Here is a 23,979-nt window from a genome sequence, read left to right on the forward strand (position 1 = left end):
CCATTCCTTATCCTACCAAAGAAACAGCATTCACTCAACTATGCGCTCTGTAGATAGTGTCTGACTTACCGTCCCCAAATGTAACCCTTTCCCCTTAATGGCTTGAATCATCCCCTGCAGAGCGCCAGAGGAAGATGATGTAGGGTGCATCAATATGAGGAATCCAGGTTCAACCTTCTCGGATATTTTATTCACAATGGATTGTGGGGAAGGACGTCGCCAATCCACCGTGTCCAATGTCCAAAGTACAGTATACATTCCTTGCCCTTTTGCAATTCTAACCGTATCACTATCGAAATCACCTGATGGAGGAGCGAACCATTTCGGCTCTTGACCTAATTCATCCTTCAATAGTTTCTGCGTTCTACTCATTTCAGTTATAGCCTTGTCCTCACTAAGTTGACTCATATTAAGATGAGAATACGCATGATTTGATAGTTCATGACCTCTTTTTTGAATTTCTTTCGCAAGTTCAACATTACTATTCAACCATTTACCATCAAAAAAGAATGTAGCTTTTACCTTTTCCTGATCCAATGTATTTAACATTGGAATAATATATTCGTTACCCCATGCCACATTAATCATTAAAGATACCATAGGTTTTAGAGGGTTTCCACGGTAAATAGGTTGCACTTCAAGATCCTGAAGTCCCACCTTTGGTAACAATTGACGGAATATATATGTAATTGAAGATGCGTTTCCTTTGACTTTGGCATACTTATAAGTTTCATCTATGTCCACTTCCAACCCATTATATCCTGGGATGGCTTTCCAGACTCGATCTATTTTTGCATTAATTGGCTCAACTCTCATAAGAGCAGCCTTGTCCTTAATCTGACGGTATAGGGGGTCTTCCTCTTTATGATCACTCATCCCCTGTAATGTTTCTTGTGAGTGTATTTCATTCCGACCATTCCCAATAAATAGCTTAACACTATTGGATTGACCTATTCCTAATATTACGGTAAAACAGGCAAGTAGAATGGCAAACTTCCTCATATTCATGAAATATTTCATCTCCCTTGTTACCTTTGTCCCATCATATGTGCGGAACAATTGGAATATGAATAGGGAGATGAAGTAAGTAGAAACGGCAATGCCGTCTTTTTTCAAAGACGGCACCCGTTTCAGCGGAAATATAAGAAATAGAGTATCAAGTGAAACTGATGCTTTCTTATATTTTAAAAAAAGAGCCAGATGATGAAGCTCTCTGTCTCTTTTCTAATTCGTTCATATCAACTTCATTCAACCAATAACTACACGGTCAGTGTAGCTTTGCGAGACAAATTAATTCGTCCTTGTTGGTCAATCTCAGTTACTTTAACTGTAATGGAGTCCCCAATGGCAATAATATCTTCCACTTTGGCGACGCGTTCTGTTGACAGTTGAGAAATGTGAACCAGACCTTCCTTATTCGGAAGAATTTCCACAAATGCGCCGAATTTCTCAATACGCTTCACAGTACCTACAAAAATTTCGCCTACTTCAACTTGGCGAACAATTCCTTCGATAATGGCACGTGCCTTTTGGTTCATTTCTTCATTCGTTGAAGCAATGAATACACGTCCATCTTGCTCGATATCAATCTTAACACCTGTCTCTTCAATGATCTTGTTAATTATTTTACCACCCGCACCGATAACATCACGAATACGATCTGGATTAATATTTAAAGTCATAATTTTCGGAGCGTAAGGTGATAAAGTTGCTCTTGGTTGAGCGATAGCTTCATTCATTTTGCCTAAGATGAACATACGTCCTTCTTTAGCTTGACTCAAAGCATCTTGTAAGATTTGACGACTAATTCCATCAATCTTAATATCCATTTGGATAGCCGTAACACCCACAGCTGTACCTGCAACTTTAAAGTCCATATCTCCAAGATGATCTTCCAGACCTTGAATATCAGTCAAGATCGATACATGATCACCGTCTTTAATAAGTCCCATAGCTACTCCGGCTACCGGTGCCTTAATAGGTACCCCTGCATCCATCATAGCGAGAATTCCTGCGCATATACTAGCCTGTGAGGATGATCCGTTGGACTCCAACACTTCAGATACGAGACGAATAGCATATGGAAATTCAACTTCTGAAGGAAGAACTTTAGCCATTGCTCGTTCACCCAGTGCACCATGTCCGATTTCTCGACGGCCTGGTGGACGAAGTGGACGTGCTTCACCAACGCTGAATGGAGGGAAGTTGTAATGATGCATGAAGCGTTTCGATTCTTGTGAATCAACTCCATCAAGAATTTGAACGTCGCCAAGTGCGCCTAAAGTACATACGCTAAGTGCTTGTGTTTGCCCACGGGTGAATAGTCCTGTTCCATGCGTACGCGGTAAAATACCTGTATCACATTCAATCGGACGAATTTCATCCAATTTCCGTCCATCAGGACGTACTTTATCATGTGTAATTAAGCGTCTTACTTCTTCCTTAACGATATCATGCAGCACTTCTTTGACATCTTTCATGAGTTCCGGTGTTTCTATGTACTTTTGTTCAAACAAAGTAACCGTCGCCTCATTAATACTGTCAATCGCATCCTGACGCGCATGTTTTTCCTGAGTTTTAACAGCTTCTTTCAGTTGAGCTTCTGCAAATTCGCGAACTGCAACATTTACGTTAGCATCTACTGTATGAAGTTTAACTGCCATCTTAGGTTTTCCAACTTGGGCAACGAGTTCTTCAATCGTCGCTACAATTTTCTTAATCTCATCATGACCAAACATAATCGCTTCAAGCATAATTTCTTCCGAAACTTCATCGCCTTCTGCTTCTACCATCATAATCGCATCTTTCGTTCCAGCAACGACTAGGTATAGGTCACTCGCATCTTGATCTGCGATGTTCGGATTAATGATGAACTGTCCATCCTTCCGACCAACAGCAACAGCACCAATAGGACCACTAAACGGAACATCTGAAATGCTTAGTGCAGCAGAGGTACCAATCATAGCAGCGATATCAGGCGCACAATCTTGATCAACACTCATGACTAGATTGGCAATTTGCACATCATTGCGGAACCCTTCAGGGAATAATGGACGTATAGGACGATCCGTTAGACGACTAGAAAGAATTGCTTTCTCGCTTGGTCGACCTTCACGTTTAATAAACCCACCAGGAATTTTACCAACTGCATACATTCTTTCCTCATAGTTAACCGTAAGTGGGAAAAAGTCCAAATCCTTCGGCTCATTTGAAGCTGTTACTGTACATAGAACGACCGTTTCTCCGTAGCGAACCATTACAGCAGCATTCGCTTGTTTCGCGAAACGTCCAGTTTCCAAGATAAGGGTTCTTCCACCTAATTGCATTTCAACACGTTTTTCCATGAAATCCCTCCTTCTTCAATTCGTATTTATTATTGTAAAAAGAAACCCGATTGCCCCCGCTGTCACTCCTGAAAGGACATACGGTGAACAACCAGGCTGCATTTGTTAAGGCTATTGGATTATTAACGACGCAATCCGAGTTTCTCAATCAAAGTACTATAACGTCTTACATCCTTATTCTTCAGATACTTCAACAACTTACGACGTTGTCCAACCATCTTCAACAATCCACGACGAGAATGATGATCCTTCTTGTGTGCATGGAAATGGGCAATCAGATTCGTAATGTTCTCTGTAAGGATAGCTATTTGCACTTCTGGAGATCCAGTATCAGACTCATGTGTTTTGTGCTCAGCAATCAATTCATGTTTACGTTCTTGAGTTAATGCCATCCTATTCACCTCCTTCAATTATAATCGCCATTAGCCTCGTTACCGTTGGTGAGATCGCGTAACCAAGCTAAGGTTATGTTGTCTTTGTCTCCAATGACGTTTATCAGTATAGCATATATATATATATAAAGTAAACTCGAACTTCTATGACTTCTATGACTTCAATAACTGTTCTGCTAACTGTGCATCCGCCTGGATCTGCGCAATCAATTCTTGTACAGATGGGAATCGTCGCTCTTCACGTATATAGTGCACAAGCTCTACTGTTAAATGCTCGCCATATAAACTTTCATCGAAATGAAAAAGATGGGCTTCATAACTTGGAGCTATTTCTTTTTCATGGAACGTTGGTTTGACTCCTATATTCATAACGCCCATAATCCACTTCTCTTTATAAAGCACACGGATAGCGTACACACCTTTGGCTGGAACGACATACCGATCATCTAGTTTCAAATTCGCTGTAGGAAAACCGATCGTACGACCTCGTTTCTCCCCTTCAACAACCGTTCCCCGCAACTTGTAATTGCGTCCGAACAAGCTATTGGCTAGCTTCAAATTTCCAGACTGAAGTAACTTACGAATTACTGAGCTACTCACCTTTTCACCATCTAGAAGAAATGGTGAGACAATTTCCACGCCCATATTATCTCGACCCATTTCACGAAGCATTTCAACATCCCCTGCTCCTTGATACCCGAACCGGAAGTCGAAACCGACAACGACCGTATCGATATGGAGTGGAAGAAGTACACCTGTGAAGAAATCATGTGGACTAACTCGTGAAAATTCTTCATCAAACTGAGCAACATACAACGTATCAATTCCCATACCTGCAAGCAATTCCTGTTTATCCCGCAGGGGGGTTAAGTACCCTTCATAGTCTCCCTTACCCATCACCTCTTTAGGATGCGGATTAAAAGTCACTACTGCCGATGGAATTCCTTTTCGCTTCGCTAGTTCAATAGCAGAAGAGATCACACTTACATGCCCCAAATGAATTCCATCAAACTGCCCTATAGCTACAACTTGAGATTCTTCTCTCTCAAAAAGCATTTCGGGTGAAAGGGGATATGATAACATAACAGTCTTCACAATTTTCTCACCTGCAATTCTGTTAGATAACCTGATTCATAATGATTCTTCGAAAAGAAGCATTATTCCTACAAGAACACTTTAATCGGAGCAATCGCTCCTGTCTCTAGTTGCCGTTGAAATATTCCTAGAAATCGCTGTTCAGTATCATAGAGTCGTATCGGTTCTTCACCAGTCACTTCCGGGCTTACTGATTTATATGACAGCCTTTGCCCTTGAATTGCTGCAGTTGTTTTCTCCTCGGATACTGTGTGTGCTGGTAAATGAGGTATTGCTTCATCTACAGGAATCAAGTGCGAATGGAGTGTCCCTTCATCCATATAGCGTTGAATATCATCAAAATTCAAGCAATGTTCTGCATCAATCCCTGCTGACTTCGTTCGCTCAAGTTTTGCCATAACTGAAGGGAGCCCTAAAGCCCGTCCAATATCAACACAAAGCGTTCGGATATAAGTTCCCTTTGAACACAATGCTCGGAAGGTTATTTCAGGATAAGATCCATCCCAAGAGATATCGGTCATTTCGATCTCATAAATCGTAACCTCACGACTTTTACGCTCTACTACTTTACCTTCTCTAGCTAATTCATACAATCTTTTTCCATCCACTTTCACAGCAGAGTACATAGGAGGAACCTGAGATATAACGCCTTGAAAAGAATTCAGCACCTTCTCGATCTCTTCCTTTGTAACAGTAACGGAATCGACTTGCTCTATAACCTGACCCGTTAAGTCCTCTGTATCCGTAGCTAGTCCAAGTTGCATCGTAGCATAGTATTCTTTCGGAAGCTCTTGCATGTATTCAACTACACGTGTAGCACGTCCTAAGCATAATGGGAGCACACCCGTAACTTGAGGATCCAGCGTACCTGTATGTCCGATCCGCTTCATCCGCAATATACCTCGAACCTTCGCTACAACATCATGTGATGTGAACCCTGCTGGTTTATATACAGCTAGTATTCCTTCAAGATCGCTCATAATAATTGTCTCACCCGTTCTAGCACTTGCGGAATAATGTTATCCAAGGTTCCCTCTATTCGGCAACCTGCTGCCCGAACATGTCCCCCTCCACCGAACATTTGCGCTAATGCCGCAACATCAACCTTTCCGGAGGAGCGTAGGCTCACTTTCACGGCAGAATCATCGATGACTTTAAATAGAATTCCTACTTCCACACCACTTATATTGCGTGGGTAGTTCACAATTCCTTCTAAATCTTCATTGATTGCCGCACACGCCGTCATAGATTCAGGTGTGATGTGAACCCAACTAATGAGACCATCAGATGACATTTCCAGCGTGCTTAGTGCCTTTATTAGTATTTTCATTTGTGAAGGAGTCATTTCTTCTAATAGATTCTCAGACAACAGCGGACCGTTAACACCATAACCAAGTAATTCAGAGGCCATGCTCATTACTTTGGGAGTCGTATTAGAATATCGAAATCCACCCGTATCCGTAAGGATCCCTGTATAAATAGCTGTAGCAGATTCCTCTGTCCATTCAACAGGAAACTTCCTAATCAAATCATATAAGATTTCCGTCGTTGCAGCTGCGTCACTCTTAATCAGATTCACTTCTCCATAGCCGTCATTCGTAGGATGATGATCTACATTAAGGATGATAGCATCCTTAGCAAAGAACTGATTCGTTAATCCTACACGCTTAAAATCAGCACAATCCACGCAAATGACATGCTTAAACGTTCGATCAGGGGGATTACTCTCCATGTTAAGTATTTCTTCACTAAGCATAAGGAATTGCATGCGCTGTGGGATAGGACCTTCATTCACCAGAGTGAATTTCTTCCCTAGACATGAGAGAAGCCAGCCCACAACTACCGTGGAACTGACTGCATCTCCGTCTGGCTGAACATGCGACACTACAAGAAAATCATCATGCTTGAGCAAATACTCTTTTGCAATTTCAAGCGATTGTTCATAGGTCTGCATTGCCGTCTCCTTTTAAAACCGTTATTAACATTTATTGGTTCTTCTCGATTTCACCTAGCAACTTCTCAATATGACTACCGTATGCAATAGATTCGTCAAATTTGAAAATAAGTACTGGCGTATGTCGTAGACGAATCCGTTTGCCTAGCTCTGAACGAAGATATCCATTCGCCTTTTCAAGCGCAAGAAGCGTGTTCTTCTTCTGTTCTTCATCACCAAGTACACTCAGATACACTTTTGCTTGCGCAAGGTCATTCGGAACTTCGACCCCAGTTACGGTTACGAAGCCTATCCGAGGATCCTTTAGTTCGCTTTGGATAAGCACACTTAATTCCTTCTTAATCTGCTCACCAACACGTCCCACGCGAATTTTAGCCATGTTTATTCACCTCTCTACTTGCGCTCCACCGTTTCCATGATGAAAGCTTCAATAATGTCGCCTTCTTTAACTTCACTATAGCCTTCCAAAGTTATACCACATTCATACCCTTGAGCTACTTCTTTCGCATCATCTTTAAATCTCTTCAAGGTGTCAATCTTTCCTTCATGAATAACAATGCTATTACGAATTAGACGTATTTCTGCATTACGCACCATTTTACCTGAAGTAACCATACTACCTGCGATCGTACCAATCTTGCCGATTGAGAATACATTACGTATCTCAGCATGACCGATAACCTTCTCTTTAAATATTGGATCAAGCATACCCTTCATCGCTTGCTCGATCTCTTCAATCACCTTGTAGATAACGCGGTGTAAACGGATGTCCACTTTTTCTTCTTGTGCTGTAGCAGCCGCTTGATGATCTGGGCGAACGTTGTATCCAATAACAATAGCGCTAGAAGCAGCGGCTAGAATGATATCAGACTCAGTAATCGCACCTGCACCACTATGAAGTATTTTGACACGAACGCCCTCTACTTCAATCTTCTCGAGTGAGCTCTTCAGCGCTTCAACTGTACCTTGAACATCACCCTTGATGATGACATTAAGACCTTTGATCTCACCGTCTTTAATATGTTGGAACAGATCATCCAATGTCACGCGTACATTACTACCCATCTCGCTTTGGCGTTGAGTAATGGAACGTTTCTCAGCGATGGAGCGTGCTTTACGTTCATCTTCGAACACCATGAATGGATCGCCTGCTTGTGGTACTTCAGTCAACCCAGTAATTTCGATAGGTGTAGATGGACCTGCTTCCTTCACACGGCGACCCTTATCGTTCACCATTGTACGAATACGACCGAAGCAGTTACCCGCTACGAAAGCATCTCCAACACGAAGAGTACCATGTTGAACCAACACTCGAGCTACTGGACCCCGACCTTTATCAAGCTCAGCTTCAATAACCGCAGCACGAGCGCGTTTATTTGGATTTGCTTTATATTCATTCATTTCTGCAACAAGGAGAATCATTTCAAGCAATTCTTCAAGTCCCAATTTTTGTTTGGCAGATACATTAGCATAAATCGTATCCCCGCCCCATTCTTCTGGAACTAAGCCGTATTCAGTCAATTCCTGCTTCACTTTGTCAGGATCAGCACCAGGCTTATCAATTTTGTTAACCGCTACGATAATCGGTAATTCCGCTGCTTTAGCATGGTTAATGGCTTCCACAGTTTGTGGCATAACACCATCATCTGCCGCAACAACGATAATTGCTATATCCGTAATTGAAGATCCGCGAGCACGCATAGCTGTAAAAGCTTCGTGACCAGGTGTATCCAAGAACGTAATCTTCTTATTATTAATTTCAACTTGGTAAGCACCGATATGCTGAGTAATTCCACCCGCTTCGCCACTTGATACATTCGCGGAACGAATAGCATCTAGCAATGTAGTCTTACCATGATCGACGTGACCCATAATAGTGACTACAGGAGGACGTGTTTGCAAATCAGACTCATTATCAACTTCTTCAACCGTCTCGAACCGATCGTCTTCTACTGCAATTTTCACTTCAACTTCTACACCGAATTCAGCAGCTAATAGAAGTACAGTTTCAAGATCCAGTTCTTGGTTAATCGTAGCCATAACACCCATTGTGATCAATTTCTTAATCACTTCAGATGCATCCTTATGAAGCAATTTAGCTGCTTCTCCAACAGTCATCGCGCCACGAACAATAATCTTTTTAGGGGTATTGTCAATTTTTTCACGAGCAGGGTACGAGGCTTTTCCTCTACCATTTTTTCCACCACGATTGTTTCTGAAGTTGCCACCCTTGTTGTCATCGAAACGTCTAGCCCCATTATTGCCAGGTCTAGCCTTGTTAGCACCTCTATTGTCGCCTTGCGCAGGGCTACTTGAGCGATTCGCAGTTTGACTTCCTTGTTGAGTACCCGATCTTTGACCACCTTGGGTTGATGCTGGTCTTGATGGGGCACCCGTGGTTTGAGGTCTAGATGAACTCGTGTTACTTTGTGGTCTTTGTGCAGCATTACTGCTACCTTGAGTTCTTGGAGCGCTTGTGTTGCTTTGAGTTCTTGGAGCAGATGTACTGCTCTGTGGCCTTGACGTTACTGTAGCATTAGTGTTATTCGTATTATTATTCATACCTACCTGCTTTTCCTGTTGTTTTTTTGTGTCACTCTGTTCCGTGTTAGTGCTGCTCACTTGAGGAGATCCAGACACCACGGTTGGTTTTACCGCAACTTCATCCTTCTTGACAGATGAGGTTGCTGCCACTGCGTTTTTATCTCCGCCGTCTCTTTTGGCGGCTGCATTGGACTTAATATTATTAAAAAACTGCTCTACCTTCGAGACAGTTTCACCCTCCATCACACTCATATGGTTATTGACAGGGATTTCCAAACGCTTTAATATCGTAATTATTTCTTTACTACTCATGTTTAGCGACTTAGCGTACTCATATACACGTAGCTTTTCACTTTTATTTTCTTGATTAGTCAATATACTCCACCTCCGTCATAGTCTCCATAGATTTAGAGATCATTTTCGCGAATCCTTGATCCGTAATTGCCAGCACAACTCGATGTGGTTTCCCAATACTTGTGCCCAGACTTTCCCGGTCATATCCGATCACCAGAGGAATTTTGTATGTTCCGCATTTATCACGAAACTTTTTTTGTGTATTTGGTGATGCATCATTAGCTACGATGACCAGTTTAGCTTCTGAAGAACGAATAGTTTTGAGCACGATTTCATCACCTGTAACTACTTTTCCTGCACGCATCGCAAGACCCAGACGAGAAAGCGTATTATCCATCATTGGAATTCTCCTTCATCACTAAAAATTGTTCTTCAACAACACCAAAATCATCTGCCAACTGTTCATAAATCTCCGGGTTCACATGATGTTTCAATGCGCGATCCAATGACTTATTCTTTTGTGCCAATTTAAAGCAGGAAGCCTTACCACACAGATAAGCTCCTCGACCTGACTTCTTACCTGACAGATCAATAAGCACTTCATCATCTGGCGTTTTCACAATACGAATGAGTTGTTTCTTCGGCATCATTTCTTGGCATGCCACACATTTACGCAAAGGTACTTTTCTTGACTTCATCCTTGCCCTCCGTCCTATTCCAGGAAATTACTCGATGGAGACAGAATCTTGAGGTAAATCATCACTGTATGTTTTCGCTCTCCCGAATTCCTGCTCCGCTTGAGTCTCACTCTTGATATCAATCTTCCATCCAGTCAACTTAGCCGCAAGACGCGCGTTCTGTCCTTTAATACCAATGGCAAGGGATAATTGATAATCTGGCACGATAACCCGAGCCATCTTCTCCTCTTCAAACACATCTACTTCAATGACTTTTGAAGGACTTAGCGCATTGGCAACATACTCTTCAACCTGATCGGAATAACGAACAATGTCGATCTTTTCTCCACGTAATTCATTCACAATCGTCTGTACTCGAATCCCTTTAGGTCCAACACATGAACCTACTGGATCCACTTCGTCATTACGAGAATGAACAGCAATCTTGGAACGGAAGCCAGCTTCACGTGCAACTGAGCGAATCTCAACTACGCCGTCGAAGATTTCTGGAACCTCCAGTTCAAACAGTCGTTTCAGTAGACCAGGATGAGTACGTGACAACATGATCTGTGGACCTTTAGTCGTATTCTCAACCTTCGTAATATAAGCTTTGACACGCTCACCATGCTTAAATTTTTCATTAGGCATTAGCTCATTCAAAGGCAGCAAAGCTTCAACCTTACCCAAATCAATATAAACATTTCGTGGATCTTGACGTTGAACTGTCCCAGTCACGATATCTTCCTCTTTGTCCACAAAGGCGTTGTAGATCAATCCACGCTCCGCTTCGCGTATACGTTGAGTAACGACTTGTTTCGCCGTTTGTGCAGCGATACGACCAAAGTCACGAGGTGTAACTTCAATCTCTGCAATATCCTCCAATTGAAAATGGGGATTTATTTCTCGTGCTGCGGGAAGCGAAATCTCTGTACGTGGATCCAACACTTCTTCAACGATCAGTTTACGGGCATACACTTTAATAACACCCGTATTACGATTCATGTCCACCCGTACATTTTGGGCTGTATTAAAGTTACGTTTATAACTCGAAATTAAAGCAGCCTCGATGGCTTCAAATAATACATCTTTACTAATCCCTTTTTCTCTTTCTAACTCATTCATTGCTTCAATAAAATCCATACTCATTGGGATTTAGTTCCCCCTTTCTCAACTCTTACTTCTAAAAAATAATAGCTAATCTAGCACTAGCTACTTTTTCATACGGAATTTGGTGTTGCTTCTTACCCACTTCAATCACAAGTACATCGTCCTCAAACGAAAGAAGCCGGCCTTCAAATTCCTTGAGACCGTCCAGCGCTTCGTATACAGTAACTAACACATCTTTGCCTACGGCTTTCACAACATCAGCACTTTTCTTTAACGGTCGTTCCGCTCCAGGAGACGATACTTCCAGGAAATAAACATCAGTAATTGGATCGTTCTGATCCAGCTGCAGACTCATATATTCACTAACTAAGCCGCAGTCATCAATATCAATACCGCCTTCTTTATCAACGTAAATACGCAAAAACCAATTTTTTCCTTCTTTGACGTATTCCACATCAACAAGTTCAAAGTCATGTTCTTCCATAAAAGGCTGGATCATTTCTTCTACGATACTTTTTATCTTAGGTGTGCTCAAAGACTATAACCTCCAAGACTTTCATAATCCTATATACCAAAGAGTAAAGAGTGGGTTGCCCCACTCTTTACACAACGGTTTTATCTCCATGTTTGCTACTAAAAATTATAGCATAGTCTGGCAACACTGACAAGTATCTGCCCTTGACTCCCCTTTGTAAAACGAGGATTTGTCCTCGCTATAAAGACTTTAAAACAAAGAAAGTTGGTTGCTTTCAGGCAATCCACGGAAACAACCCATTTGAGTTAGTAGCTCAACAACGGTTTTACTCGCTTTAGATTTCTGTTGGAAGTCCTCAATTGACAAGTACTCCCCATCTTCACGCGCTAGCGCTATATTTCGTGCTGCGTTATCACCGATTCCTGCCATAGCAGAGAACGGAGGTATCAGTGAATCCCCATCCACTGTAAACTTCGTAGAGTCAGATCGGTATATATCAATGGTCTGGAAGGTGAAGCCACGTGCCGTCACCTCTAACGCCATCTCATAAATGGCAAGCATACTCTTCTCTTTCGTAGTTGCCTGGAATCCTTTCTGCTCAATCTCCTCGATCTGACGATATATGGCCTCATATCCTTGGCAACATAATTCGATATCGAAATCCTCGGCTCTCACTGTAAAGTATGTCGCATAATATTCAATAGGATAATATAGTTTGAAAAAAGCAGTACGAACAGCAGATATAACGTAAGCAGCGGCATGAGCCTTTGGAAACATATATTGTATTTTGAGACATGAATCGATGTACCACATCGGTACTTTACACTTCTTCATCTCTTCAATCCATTCTGGAGTCAGACCCTTCCCTTTACGCACACTTTCCGTAATGGTAAAAGCCAGTCCTGCATCCATGCCAGCTTTATAAATTAGATAGAGCATAATATCGTCACGGCAACCGATAACCGTCTTAATGTTGCATGTTCCGTTCTTAATTAAATCTTGTGCATTTCCAAGCCAGACGCCTGTCCCATGAGACAATCCAGAGATCTGCAATAAATCGGCAAAGGAAGTAGGTAAAGACTCAATCAACATTTGACGTACGAATTTAGTTCCCATTTCGGGCACACCATATGTCGCTACAGGTGTTCGAATTTTCTGAGGTGAAACACCTAGCGCTTCGGTTGAGTGAAATAAACTCATCACTTTAGGATCATTCATCGGTATCGAGGTAGGATCCACACCCGTTAAATCTTGTAGCATACGCATCATAGTCGGATCATCATGACCTAATATATCAAGTTTAAGTAAATTTGATTCAAAGGCATGATAATCAAAATGCGTCGTCTTCCATTCCGCTTTGGTATCATCTGCTGGGAATTGAATCGGTGTAACGTCTTCAACGTCCATATAATCCGGTACGACCACTATCCCCCCTGGATGCTGACCCGTACCTCGCTTCACACCTGTGAAACCAGATGCAAGACGAACCACCTCAGCTCCACGCCATTTCTTCTGATTCTCTTCCTCATATTTCTTTGTATATCCAAATGCTGTTTTCTCCGCAATCGTACCAATTGTACCTGCACGGAATACATTTTCGGGACCAAAAAGTTCTTTCGTATAATTATGAGCTATCGCTTGGTATTCCCCGGAGAAGTTAAGGTCAATATCTGGAACTTTATCCCCTTTAAATCCAAGAAAAGTCTCAAACGGGATATCCTGTCCCTCACCTTTTAGTATCCCCTCACAATGAGGGCATGCTTTCTCTGGGAGGTCGAACCCACTTGGTATACTACCATCTAGAAACCATTCATTATGCTTACAATCAGGATTCTTACAAACATAGTGTGCTGGTAACGGATTAACCTCTGATATCCCCAAAAAAGTTGCCACAACCGATGAGCCTACCGAACCCCGCGAGCCTACCAAATACCCATCTTTGTTCGATTTCTTCACAAGCCGTTCAGAAATCAAATAGTTCGCTGAGAACCCGTACTTAATAATCGGCTCAAGCTCTTTCTCAAGCCGCTTGATGACAACATCAGGTAGCTCCTCACCATATATACCCTTTGCTGTGTCGTAACAAGTTTTACGAATCTCTTCGTCTGCACCTTCCATGATCGGTGTGAACAGTTTGGATGGAAATAACTCTATTTCTTCGAATCGATCTGCTAGTTCTATCGTATTGGTAACGACAACTTCATTCGCTTTCCCTTTACCTAAGAAATCAAATTCCTCAAGCATATCGTCTGTCGTACGGAAATGCGCATCAGGTTTTTTCATACCTTTCAATGGGCTGAAACCTGTAATCCCATTAATAGCAATATCACGAAACAACTTTTCACGTGGTTCAAGATAATGTACATTCCCAGTTGCAATAACGGGCTTATTTAACTTCTCACCAATCTCACAAACCGTCTTCAAAGCTGCCTTTATTTCAAGTGGGCTTGCAACAAATCCTTTATCCACTAAATGCATATACATCGTTAATGGCTGGATTTCAAGGATGTCATAGAACTGTGCGATTTCTTCTGCCTCTTCCAAAGACTTGTTCAATACCGCTTCAAAGAACTCGCCCTTTTCACAACCTGAAATTACAAGTAATCCTTCACGTAATTCTTCAAGCTTCGATCGTGGGATACATGGCACCCGTTTAAAATATTCTGTGTGTGATAAAGATATCAGCTTGAATAGATTCTTCTTACCAACGGGATTCAATGCATAAATGCTGCAATGAAATGGTCTGATATTAGATAAATCTTTTCCCACATAGTCATTGAGTCGATCGAGCATCGTGATATTTTTCATCTTCTCAGTGTCAACCAGAAGCCCATTCAGAATACCTGCTAATGCAATCGTATCGTCAATCGCTCGGTGATGGCTTTCCAATAGTACTTTATATTTATCTGCCATCGTGTTCAGTCTATGATTCTTCATTCCTGGATATATTAATCGTGCTAATTCCAGTGTGTCTAGAACTGGATTTGGCATTTCAGGTAGTCCATATTCTTTCAACGATGCTTGAATAAAGCCCATATCAAATCTTGCATTATGAGCTACTAGAATCCCATCTTCAGCAAACTTCACAAATTCCTGTAAGACTGGTTCTAGATCAGGGGCATCTTTTACCATCTCGTCGGTAATATTCGTAAGCTGTTGAATATGAAAGGGAATCTTCTCATGTGGATTAACAAAAGTGGCATACCGATCTATTTCCTGACCCTCTTTTATTTTCACAGCGGCAAGTTCTGTAATATTACTATGGGTAATAGAGAGACCCGTGGTCTCTATATCAAAAACGATATAAGTAGCGCTTTTGAGATCGATTGGCTGCGGGTTTAGAACAACAGGAATCGCGTCGTTCAGCACATTAGCTTCTACTCCATATATCATTTTCAATCCGTTCTTCTTGGCAGATTTAGCTGCTTCTGGATAACTTTGAATACCACCATGATCCGTAATGGCAATCGCCGTATGTCCCCATCGTGCTGCAGTCTTTATATATTTATCGATTGGTGTGATGGCGTCCATCGTACTCATCGTTGTGTGCAAGTGGAATTCCACCCGTTTCAAGGGTGCGTTATCTTTACGTTCAGGAGGTGCTTGTACTTCATTCAAATCTGTTGGCATCATCACAAGTTCTGGAATGGTCATGAATCGGTCAAATTCTATCCGACCTCGTACTTTTACCCATTTGCCATTTTCCAATTGATTTAACACTTTGACATCATCTTTTGTTTTGGCAAACATTTTCAATTGCATCGAATCACCAAAGTCAGTCACGTTAAACATAAACAGCGTCATACCATTTCGCAACTCTTTACTATCCAGGCCAAATACAGCTCCTTGAATCGTAACTTTTTTCTCTTCATCTTGGATATCTTGAATTGGAATAGGTTGATCTTTGATATCATATCCAACATGAAGTCGAACATCGTCAGAATTCTCATCAAAACTGCGACTCTCAGCCTCAATGCTATTCATCATATTCTGTACAACTTCCCGCTCTTCTTGAAGCTTCTTTTGTTCAAACTCCTTAATCGCTTCCTTACCGGTATCCCCAACCGCTAATTTAATACGAAGAGGAAGAGCGAAAAAGGTAGTGAAGAAACGTGTAATGGCCTGATCAATTTGTTTCTTCTTGGCTAATTCTAGTGAAGTAGCATCGGACATGGTCAACAGCAACTGGCCATCTTCTATTTCGTGGGTCGCTCGATTTAACCATCCATTAACAGATGGGATCTCCCGATGTACCCACTCTACAAACAAACTCCAATACGTATCTACAATATCGTCAGTCGAAACAGCTTCCGTATATTTAAAAACAAATGAAATTTTGGAAATATGCTGCATTTTTTCTTGAATCTTAAGGCAAAATGCGCGGTATACTTCCCCTGGAACCAACGTATCCTTAACAATAGTAATAACCCATTGTTGGGTAGTACGGCTTGTTTCAACCTGTTCAATATATCCATCCAAGAAATAAGGATTCATTAGACTGGCTGGAACTGCGCCTTGTTTCATTAGAAGCTCAAACCGAATTCTTTTCTCATCCACATTGTTCATGCTTTCTACCCCCTTAACCACCTATCCTTACCTCTATAAAGAGATATTCAAAAAGTCATCACTTGAACTCTTACTATATAGACGAAAAGCCTCTGTGTACAAAAATGTACTCGATCTCTTACTCACCGACTCATTTCTGCCAGAAGCTCTTCCACATGGTTCTTTGAAGTCTTTAATAAAGTCTAACTCTAATGATCTCTTAGTACGCTCTAGCAAACACTACGGTATGTTTGGAAGGCTGTCCACAACTAATACAGATTGTTTTACTTTCAGCAGGTTCGAACGGAATATTACGGCTCGTAGCTCCCGTCTCTTCCTTCACCTTGCTCTCACACTCATCGGAACCACACCATCCAGCCAATGTGAACCCACGTGACTCTTCCATTCTCATCTTCATTTCTTCCAGACTATCTACAGAATAGAAATGATCACTCATGAATTGTTTCGCTCTATCCAACATCTCTTGATGCACTTGTTCCAGCATCAACTTCACTTCTTCGACCAATTGATCCTGTTGAACAATCTTCTTCTCACCTGTTATACGGGAGACTAACACACAGACGCCGTTCTCCATATCACGAGGACCCAGCTCCAATCGTACAGGTACACCGCGCATTTCATACTCGTTGAACTTCCAGCCTGGAGTTACATCGCTGCGGTCGTCCACTTTAACACGAACTCCTGCTTTCTTCAATTCACTGAACAATTCGTCTGTACGACCAACCACTGCTTCACGAGTCTTGGCAGGTCCAATTGGGATCATCACGACTTGTGTAGGGGCTACTTTCGGCGGTAATGCAAGGCCCCGATCGTCTCCATGTACCATAATCGAACAACCAATCAATCTAGTTGTCGTCCCCCAAGATGTCGTGTGTACATATTCTTGAGTATTGTCGCGGCTTAAATACTGAATTTCAAAGGCTTGGGCAAATTTCGTTCCTAAGTAATGAGATGTTCCAGCTTGTACAGCTTTTCCATCTTTCATCATCGCTTCGATTGAGAAGGTATCTACTGCTCCTGCGAACCGTTCTGAAGGGGTTTTTTGACCAGTAATAACTGGAATAGCAAGATACTCTTCCAAGAAAGAACGATATACTTCTAACATTCTCATCGTTTCTTCGCGAGCTTCCTCTTCCGTTTCATGAGCCGTATGACCTTCCTGCCATAAGAACTCACTAGTTCTGATGAATGGCAATGTACGTTTTTCCCAACGAACAACGTTTGCCCATTGGTTAATTAGTACTGGTAGGTCTCGGTAAGATTGAATCCACTTGGAATACATATGACCAAACATCGTTTCAGAAGTCGGACGAATCGCTAAACGCTCCTCCAGTTTTTCACCAGCCACTTCAGTTACCCATGGTAGCTCTGGATTAAATCCTTCGATATGATCCTTTTCTTTTTGGAAGAAATTCTCAGGAATTAATAGTGGAAAATAGGCGTTACGATGTCCTGTCTCCTTAAATCGACGGTCCAATTCTGCCTGTATATGTTCCCAAATTTCATAACCATCAGGACGGAACACGATACATCCCCGTACAGGTGAATAATCCATCAATTCAGCTTTCTTGATTACATCTATATACCAACGGGAGAAATCTTCCCCTTGCGGTGTAATTTCCGTCACAAACTGCTTATCTTTTGACATAAGAAATAATATCCTCCTAAAAGTTTATGAGCGTTACTTCCTGTTATACTTCGAATAAACTCGCATCGAAAGCATAACCCTAAGTTTATGAGCCTTACTAATTGCTATACTTCGAATAAACCGAATGAGGCAGGTCGTAGCGTAGGAAACGGAATTGTCCTGAAGAAGCGTGAGCGCTCGCCTTTGCCATCGGATTTCTACCGCTACAGGCGGTATATAATCAAGAAATCTGAGGGCAACAGCGATCGTAAGGACAATCCGTTGCCGAAGCGGTCATCTGACACATTTGTTTTTCAAGTGCTTTCTAACCGTTGATCAATCTTAATATATCGTTATAGGTCACAGCGATCATAAGAAGAAAAAGCATAGCAAACCCAACAAAGTGAACCATTCCTTCTCGATTCGGGTCAATCGGTTTACCGCGAACCCATTCTATACCAAGAAATATAAGACGACTTCCATCGAGCGCTGGAATAGGGAATAGATTAAAGATACCTAAGTATAGACTTAATATGGCAGTCCAGTAGGTTAGTTGCACAATTCCTTGCTTCGCAATTTGGCCAGTCACTTCAAATGTTCGTACGGGCCCACCAATATCATCCATAGAGAATTGAGATATCAATTGACTGAATCCTTTAAAGATCATTTCAGTAGTACTCACCATCGTTTTCCCTGAATGAGTAATGGTCTCGCCAATCGAAGCTGATCTTGTTGGTAACTCCGGTGTAATTCCAATCTTACCACCTTCTTGGCCTTCCATCGCCCGAGGAATCAGCGTCACATTGAAAGTTTCATCGCCACGGCGAATACGCCAATCCATGGATTTACCTTCTGATGTTGCTGTTAGCTCAATCATCTTCTGATAATCAGCACCAATCGGCGTACCGTTGATCGATTCAATGATATCCCCTTTTTTCAAATTAGCTTCCGAAGCAGGCATACCTGCAGAAACGTTCCCAATCTGAACATACGTAGGGTTATCCAATGGAATACCAGCCATTTGGATATGAAGACCAAACAATATAAACGCAAGAATAAAATTCATCACAGGTCCTGCGAAGATAGACAAAGCACGCTGCCCTACTGTCTTACTACCAAATCGGCGGTTTTTAGGGGCAATCTGTATCTCTTGACCCTTTTTGATCATCATCGCTTGAGGATGAACACGATACCGCTGAATATCCTCATCAACGTCTAACTGTAATGTTAAAGCTTCATCCAAATCAATGGATTGAACCTCACCACGAACAATATTTTTACGATTATCCAATTGATCCAAATAAATCTTCTTCACTTCATCGTTCACAATACGAACACCTATGGTCTGACCCACTTGGATCTCTACAAGTTCCGGATCTTCACCCGCCATACGTGCATAACCACCAAAGGGCAGTAACCGCAGTGTAAATTGAGTTTCATTACGTTTATAAGAAAACAGTTTCGGACCGAAACCGATTGCAAATTCACGAACCAATATACCGGCACGTTTGGCGAAATAGTAATGACCCCATTCATGTACCGTTACAATAAGAAAAAACATTAATATCGTTAAAAAAACTACCTGAACCATTTCCAAGCGCCTCATCCCCCTTTATCGTCTAAGATCGAAGTTTGTCCTTCTAGATTATCATTATTCTCAGACTGAACACAAGAGAATCACTTTTGAAGTAATTTTTATAAAAAAAAGGAAAGGTACTATCGTATATTTATATCCTCGATGCCATTTCACGTGATCGCTGATCACATTCTTCAATCGAACCTAAATCAGGATTCGTCATATTAACATGCTGTTCAAGCACTTTCTCAATAACCTCTTCGATGTGTAGAAACGAGATTTCTCGCTTTAAGAATCGTGCAACAGCAACTTCATTCGCAGCGTTGAAGGCTGTTGTTGCGGTCCCTCCCAATCTTCCACATTCAAAAGCAATACGTAAACATGGAAATCTAACATAGTCCATCTCTTTAAAATGAAGACGACCTGCTTCCGCAAGCGATAATCTACGGGTAGGAGATGGCCAGCGCTCTGGATAGGTTAAAGCGTATTGAATAGGAACTCTCATGTCTGGATTACCTAACTGAGCAATAATACTACTATCACAGAACTCCACATAAGAATGGATAATACTCTCCGGGTGAAGAAGTACATTGATCTGATCATATGATAAATCAAAAAGCCAATGAGCTTCAATCACTTCTAGCCCCTTATTCACCATCGTCGCAGAATCAATTGTGATCTTCGAGCCCATCGACCAGTTAGGATGTTTCAATGCATCCTCTACCGTAACATGAACTAACTCATGACGTGACAAATCTCGAAATGAGCCTCCAGATGCTGTTATTGTAATTCCTGCAACATCCTTCCGACGTTCCCCATTTAAACATTGAAATATCGCAGAATGTTCACTATCGATTGGAAGTAACTGTACTCCTCTTTCTTTAGCAAGAGACGTTACTAAATGACCCGCAGTCACTAATGATTCTTTATTAGCTAGTCCAATATGCTTCCCTGCCTCAATTGCAGCCATCGTGGAACGAAGCCCCACACTCCCCATGACTGCCGTAACAACCATCTCAGCGTCAGTCCCCGCAGCAACCTCTACAAGACCACTATCACCATAAAACACTTGTGTAGTTGAAGGGATTTGTAGTTTGATGCGTTCTGCCAATTCTTTCGTTGCAACTGAAATCTTACGCGGTTTATATTCAAGTACCTGCTGGATCAGCAAGTCCGTATTGGTTCCGGCAGCAAGTCCTTCGACTTGAAATTGATCCCTGTGGGCAGACACTACGTCTAATGTTTGTGTCCCAATAGAACCCGTAGATCCCAGAATACTAATTTTCTTCATAATGCACCATCTCTCATCTTAGTAAGGCAATAGCATCACGATATGTACAAAAGGGAACACAACAATCCAACTATCACAACGATCTAATATTCCACCATGACCTGGCAGTAATTTACCTGAATCTTTAATATTATATGCTCGTTTGTAAGCAGATTGTATTAAATCCCCAAGTTGTCCAATGACAGCACATGTTAGTCCAATTAGCACCGCTCTGCCGTATCCCAATAATCCTCCAGAAAAGGTAGAAAAAATAAGTGCAGTCAATATTGCAATGATAATTCCTCCAATTGCACCTTCTACCGTCTTATTGGGACTGATCGCTGGCCAAAGCTTGTTTCGTCCCCATTGTCTACCTACAAAATAGGCACCTGCATCACTTGCCCAGATCGAAAAGAGTAATAAAAAGATCCAAAATAGCCCATATCCATCCGCAGCATGACGTGATTCTGCAATGAAGTAAAACCCACTTCCAATATATAGTACACCGAGTAAAAGTATTGATACTTGTGTAATATTGATCCTATTTTTGGATAACACTGTCATTAACATAAGCAAAAACAGAAGAACCCAAATCAGTTCCCATTGTGGCGTATATGTTATATTTAATAGCTTCCATGGAAACATAATCATAAAAACACCCAGAAATCCTAGTGTAGCAATACCACTGAAAGGACGCACTTTGATCATTCTCACAAATTCATAATATCCTATCAGAGACATACCAAGAATTAAAAGATGAAATGGCATATTCCCAATCACACAAAATCCCAGAAAAATAATTCCTGCAATAATACCGGTAATTAGTCGTTGTTTCAACAATTTTCATCCTCTACTTGAGTTATGACAGCCCACCGTAACGTCTTGTTCTTCGCTGATATTCAGCAACAGCATCATGTAAATGATTCTTATCGAACTCCGGCCAGTAAATATCGGTGAACCATAACTCGCTGTATGCCAACTGCCACAACATAAAGTTACTAACTCTCATTTCACCACTTGTTCGGATCAAGAGATCCGGATCTGGCAGACCAGTTGATTGCAAGTGATCCTCGATCCATTGAGAGTTAATATCTTCTGCTCTCAACCTACCTGCTTCAACCTCACTTCCAATCATGGACATACAATCCGTTATTTCTTTACGACCACCATAATTTAGCGCAAAGTTAAGCACAAGACCATTGTTATTTTTTGTAAGTTCGATCGCTTTTTCCATAGCATCCAAAGTATGTTTAGGTAATCCTTCTTTATCGCCCATCATACGAATTTGTACATTTTTTTGTATTAATTCATCCAGTTCTATGGCGAGAAACTCCTGAGGTAGTCGCATCAGGAAATCAACTTCATCTTTGGGGCGTTTCCAATTCTCCGTTGAGAATGCGTACATCGTTAAATACTTAATGCCTAGCTCATCTGCAGCAATTGTAGCACGCTTTACAGCTTTCATTCCGCTTTGATGCCCCACAATCCTTGGTAACCCAAGTCGTTTCGCCCAGCGACCGTTTCCATCCATAATGATCGCGACATGCTGAGGAATATTGTCCAAGGTAATTTCCACCTTGTTAGGATTATCTTTGTGCCTCCACCATGATCGAATTCGTTTGATCATTCCATTTCCTCCAAGCCACTTTCTGCAAGTTGAAGACATTATTTTATAAATAGACAAACCCCACCATAAAAGGAGGGGCCATAAGTCTCTTATACGTCCATGATCTCTTTTTCTTTTGTCAAGAGAACTTTGTCGACTTCGGCAATATATTTATCCGTCATCTTTTGAATATCTTCTTGATGTCTACGAGATTCATCTTCGGAAATATCAGTCTTTTCTAATTTCTTGATATCATCATTAGCATCGCGACGTATATTACGAACGGCTACCTTTGCCTCTTCACCAAACTTTTTCGTCGTTTTTACAAGTTCGATACGACGTTCTTCTGTTAGTACTGGTATAGACAGACGAATTAGTGAACCATCATTAGATGGTGTTATTCCAAGATCCGACTTCGAAATAGCTCGTTCTATATCAGATAATGACGATTTATCCCAAGGTTGAATCATCAAAGTACGAGAATCTGGTGTACTAATGTTAGCTAATTGACTAAGAGGCGTCGGCGCCCCATAATATTCCACTTGAATGCGATCAAGCAATGCAGGTGTAGCACGACCTGCACGCAATGAAGAAAGATCACGCTTTAGAGCGCCAATCGCTTTCTCCATCCGATCTTCACCGCTTTTTTTAATAGTTTGTGGCATTAGTCTACACTCCCTTTAACAATGGTTCCTATTTTCTCACCTAATACGACACGTTTTATGTTTCCTAACTCCGTAATTGCAAATACGATAAGCGGAATATTATTGTCCATACATAGAGATGATGCTGTGGAGTCCATAACACCTAAGTTTTTATTGAGCACATCCATATAGGTTAACTGCTCAAATTTCTCAGCTGTATTGTCTTTGAAAGGATCTGCTGAATATACGCCATCTACTTTGTTCTTCGCCATTAAGATAACTTCCGCTTCAATCTCCGCTGCACGTAATGCAGCTGTTGTATCTGTAGAGAAGAACGGATTCCCTGTTCCTGCAGCAAAAATAACAACCCGACCCTTTTCCAAATGACGTATAGCTCTACGTCGGATATAAGGTTCAGCAATTTGTTGCATCGCGATAGATGTCTGAACCCGTGTAGGCACATTGATTTGCTCTAATGCATCCTGTAGTGCCAATGAATTCATTACCGTTGCTAGCATCCCCATATAATCGGCAGTAGCCCGATCGATGCCATTGGCGCTTCCAGCAATTCCACGCCAGATGTTACCACCACCACATACAATTGCCACTTCAACACCAAGTTCCACTACTTCTTTAATTTGTTCTGCGATAGAAACTATCGTTATAGCATCAATGCCATACCCATTTGGACCTGCGAGAGACTCTCCACTGACTTTTAAGACTACTCTTTTAAATACTGGCTTTTCCAATGTTAACCTCCCACTTTGAGAAAGCGCTATAAAGTCGGCGCCACGCTGCAATTCTATTG

20 protein-coding genes are annotated in these 23,979 nt (G+C 41.6%); all 20 read right to left on the bottom strand.

Annotation, left to right across the window (positions count from 1 at the left end; all coding sequences use genetic code 11):
- Positions 1 to 30: 30 nt before the first annotated feature.
- The 20 genes from AC1TO8_RS01720 to pyrH all read right to left on the bottom strand — a co-directional run bounded on the left by AC1TO8_RS01720 (position 31) and on the right by pyrH (position 23,920).
- Positions 31 to 1,008, bottom strand: a complete 978-nt coding sequence (locus tag AC1TO8_RS01720) for a polysaccharide deacetylase family protein (protein WP_482053886.1) — start codon at positions 1,006 to 1,008, stop codon at positions 31 to 33.
- Between the two features lie 251 nt (positions 1,009 to 1,259).
- Positions 1,260 to 3,344 carry a polyribonucleotide nucleotidyltransferase gene (pnp, locus tag AC1TO8_RS01725; protein WP_482053887.1) on the bottom strand — a complete coding sequence of 695 codons (2,085 nt, stop codon included), beginning with the start codon at positions 3,342 to 3,344 and terminating at the stop codon, positions 1,260 to 1,262.
- A 122-nt stretch (positions 3,345 to 3,466) separates the two neighbouring features.
- Positions 3,467 to 3,736 (bottom strand): 30S ribosomal protein S15, encoded by a 270-nt coding sequence (gene rpsO / locus AC1TO8_RS01730; RefSeq protein ID WP_482053888.1) that lies wholly within the window; start codon positions 3,734 to 3,736, stop codon positions 3,467 to 3,469.
- A gap of 153 nt (positions 3,737 to 3,889) precedes the next feature.
- On the bottom strand, positions 3,890 to 4,819 hold the full coding sequence (locus tag AC1TO8_RS01735) for a bifunctional riboflavin kinase/FAD synthetase (protein ID WP_482054481.1): 930 nt from the start codon (positions 4,817 to 4,819) through the stop codon (positions 3,890 to 3,892).
- An 80-nt stretch (positions 4,820 to 4,899) separates the two neighbouring features.
- A complete protein-coding gene (gene truB, locus AC1TO8_RS01740) occupies positions 4,900 to 5,811 on the bottom strand; it encodes a tRNA pseudouridine(55) synthase TruB (RefSeq protein WP_482053889.1) in 912 nt (303 codons plus the stop codon).
- A complete protein-coding gene (locus AC1TO8_RS01745) occupies positions 5,808 to 6,785 on the bottom strand; it encodes a DHH family phosphoesterase (RefSeq protein ID WP_482053890.1) in 978 nt (325 codons plus the stop codon). Before AC1TO8_RS01745 ends, truB begins: the two co-directional genes overlap by 4 nt.
- 31 nt (positions 6,786 to 6,816) lie before the next feature.
- Positions 6,817 to 7,164, bottom strand: coding sequence for a 30S ribosome-binding factor RbfA (gene rbfA / locus AC1TO8_RS01750; RefSeq protein ID WP_482053891.1), 348 nt, complete (start codon positions 7,162 to 7,164; stop codon positions 6,817 to 6,819).
- Positions 7,165 to 7,178: 14 nt separating this feature from the next.
- Positions 7,179 to 9,704 carry a translation initiation factor IF-2 gene (infB, locus tag AC1TO8_RS01755; protein WP_482053892.1) on the bottom strand — a complete coding sequence of 842 codons (2,526 nt, stop codon included), beginning with the start codon at positions 9,702 to 9,704 and terminating at the stop codon, positions 7,179 to 7,181.
- Positions 9,697 to 10,020, bottom strand: a complete 324-nt coding sequence (locus AC1TO8_RS01760; RefSeq protein WP_482054482.1) for a L7Ae/L30e/S12e/Gadd45 family ribosomal protein — start codon at positions 10,018 to 10,020, stop codon at positions 9,697 to 9,699. Before AC1TO8_RS01760 ends, infB begins: the two co-directional genes overlap by 8 nt.
- The gene (gene rnpM, locus AC1TO8_RS01765) at positions 10,013 to 10,321 is read right to left on the bottom strand and encodes an RNase P modulator RnpM (RefSeq protein WP_482053893.1); all 309 of its coding nucleotides are present in this window, start codon (positions 10,319 to 10,321) and stop codon (positions 10,013 to 10,015) included. The genes AC1TO8_RS01760 and rnpM overlap by 8 nt, the downstream gene beginning before the upstream one ends.
- Before the next feature lie 27 nt (positions 10,322 to 10,348).
- Positions 10,349 to 11,446, bottom strand: coding sequence for a transcription termination factor NusA (nusA, locus tag AC1TO8_RS01770; RefSeq protein ID WP_482053894.1), 1,098 nt, complete (start codon positions 11,444 to 11,446; stop codon positions 10,349 to 10,351).
- 34 nt (positions 11,447 to 11,480) lie between these two features.
- Positions 11,481 to 11,942 carry a ribosome maturation factor RimP gene (gene rimP, locus AC1TO8_RS01775; RefSeq protein WP_482053895.1) on the bottom strand — a complete coding sequence of 154 codons (462 nt, stop codon included), beginning with the start codon at positions 11,940 to 11,942 and terminating at the stop codon, positions 11,481 to 11,483.
- A gap of 189 nt (positions 11,943 to 12,131) precedes the next feature.
- Positions 12,132 to 16,448 carry a PolC-type DNA polymerase III gene (locus AC1TO8_RS01780; protein WP_482053896.1) on the bottom strand — a complete coding sequence of 1,439 codons (4,317 nt, stop codon included), beginning with the start codon at positions 16,446 to 16,448 and terminating at the stop codon, positions 12,132 to 12,134.
- 199 nt (positions 16,449 to 16,647) lie between these two features.
- Positions 16,648 to 18,096: a proline--tRNA ligase gene (gene proS, locus AC1TO8_RS01785; RefSeq protein ID WP_482053897.1), complete on the bottom strand. Its 1,449-nt coding sequence runs from the start codon at positions 18,094 to 18,096 to the stop codon at positions 16,648 to 16,650.
- 304 nt (positions 18,097 to 18,400) lie between these two features.
- Entirely contained in the window at positions 18,401 to 19,672 is a 1,272-nt protein-coding gene (gene rseP, locus AC1TO8_RS01790) for an RIP metalloprotease RseP (RefSeq protein ID WP_482053898.1), read from the bottom strand.
- Between the two features lie 130 nt (positions 19,673 to 19,802).
- Positions 19,803 to 20,942 carry a 1-deoxy-D-xylulose-5-phosphate reductoisomerase gene (locus AC1TO8_RS01795; protein ID WP_482053899.1) on the bottom strand — a complete coding sequence of 380 codons (1,140 nt, stop codon included), beginning with the start codon at positions 20,940 to 20,942 and terminating at the stop codon, positions 19,803 to 19,805.
- Between the two features lie 18 nt (positions 20,943 to 20,960).
- Positions 20,961 to 21,758: a phosphatidate cytidylyltransferase gene (locus tag AC1TO8_RS01800; protein ID WP_482053900.1), complete on the bottom strand. Its 798-nt coding sequence runs from the start codon at positions 21,756 to 21,758 to the stop codon at positions 20,961 to 20,963.
- A gap of 22 nt (positions 21,759 to 21,780) precedes the next feature.
- Positions 21,781 to 22,548: an isoprenyl transferase gene (locus AC1TO8_RS01805; RefSeq protein WP_482053901.1), complete on the bottom strand. Its 768-nt coding sequence runs from the start codon at positions 22,546 to 22,548 to the stop codon at positions 21,781 to 21,783.
- A gap of 89 nt (positions 22,549 to 22,637) precedes the next feature.
- Entirely contained in the window at positions 22,638 to 23,192 is a 555-nt protein-coding gene (gene frr / locus AC1TO8_RS01810; RefSeq protein WP_482053902.1) for a ribosome recycling factor, read from the bottom strand.
- Positions 23,192 to 23,920: a UMP kinase gene (gene pyrH / locus AC1TO8_RS01815; RefSeq protein ID WP_482053903.1), complete on the bottom strand. Its 729-nt coding sequence runs from the start codon at positions 23,918 to 23,920 to the stop codon at positions 23,192 to 23,194. The genes frr and pyrH overlap by 1 nt, the downstream gene beginning before the upstream one ends.
- Positions 23,921 to 23,979 lie beyond the last annotated feature (59 nt).

The organism is Paenibacillus sp. Y859 (assembly GCF_056786405.1).

Excerpts from the sequence above, each read along its gene's own strand:
- frr (WP_482053902.1), bottom strand. The coding sequence starts at position 23,192 with ATGCCACAAACTATTAAAAAAAGCGGTGAAGATCGGATGGAGAAAGCG.
- nusA (WP_482053894.1), bottom strand. The coding sequence starts at position 11,446 with ATGAGTATGGATTTTATTGAAGCAATGAATGAGTTAGAAAGAGAAAAA.
- rnpM (WP_482053893.1), bottom strand. The coding sequence starts at position 10,321 with ATGAAGTCAAGAAAAGTACCTTTGCGTAAATGTGTGGCATGCCAAGAA.
- proS (WP_482053897.1), bottom strand. The coding sequence starts at position 18,096 with ATGTCAAAAGATAAGCAGTTTGTGACGGAAATTACACCGCAAGGGGAA.
- AC1TO8_RS01745 (WP_482053890.1), bottom strand. The coding sequence starts at position 6,785 with ATGCAGACCTATGAACAATCGCTTGAAATTGCAAAAGAGTATTTGCTC.
- AC1TO8_RS01805 (WP_482053901.1), bottom strand. The coding sequence starts at position 22,548 with ATGATCAAACGAATTCGATCATGGTGGAGGCACAAAGATAATCCTAAC.
- AC1TO8_RS01780 (WP_482053896.1), bottom strand. The coding sequence starts at position 16,448 with ATGAACAATGTGGATGAGAAAAGAATTCGGTTTGAGCTTCTAATGAAA.
- rpsO (WP_482053888.1), bottom strand. The coding sequence starts at position 3,736 with ATGGCATTAACTCAAGAACGTAAACATGAATTGATTGCTGAGCACAAA.
- AC1TO8_RS01760 (WP_482054482.1), bottom strand. The coding sequence starts at position 10,020 with ATGGATAATACGCTTTCTCGTCTGGGTCTTGCGATGCGTGCAGGAAAA.
- AC1TO8_RS01795 (WP_482053899.1), bottom strand. The coding sequence starts at position 20,942 with ATGAAGAAAATTAGTATTCTGGGATCTACGGGTTCTATTGGGACACAA.
- pnp (WP_482053887.1), bottom strand. The coding sequence starts at position 3,344 with ATGGAAAAACGTGTTGAAATGCAATTAGGTGGAAGAACCCTTATCTTG.
- truB (WP_482053889.1), bottom strand. The coding sequence starts at position 5,811 with ATGAGCGATCTTGAAGGAATACTAGCTGTATATAAACCAGCAGGGTTC.
- AC1TO8_RS01735 (WP_482054481.1), bottom strand. The coding sequence starts at position 4,819 with ATGTTATCATATCCCCTTTCACCCGAAATGCTTTTTGAGAGAGAAGAA.
- rbfA (WP_482053891.1), bottom strand. The coding sequence starts at position 7,164 with ATGGCTAAAATTCGCGTGGGACGTGTTGGTGAGCAGATTAAGAAGGAA.
- AC1TO8_RS01720 (WP_482053886.1), bottom strand. The coding sequence starts at position 1,008 with ATGAATATGAGGAAGTTTGCCATTCTACTTGCCTGTTTTACCGTAATA.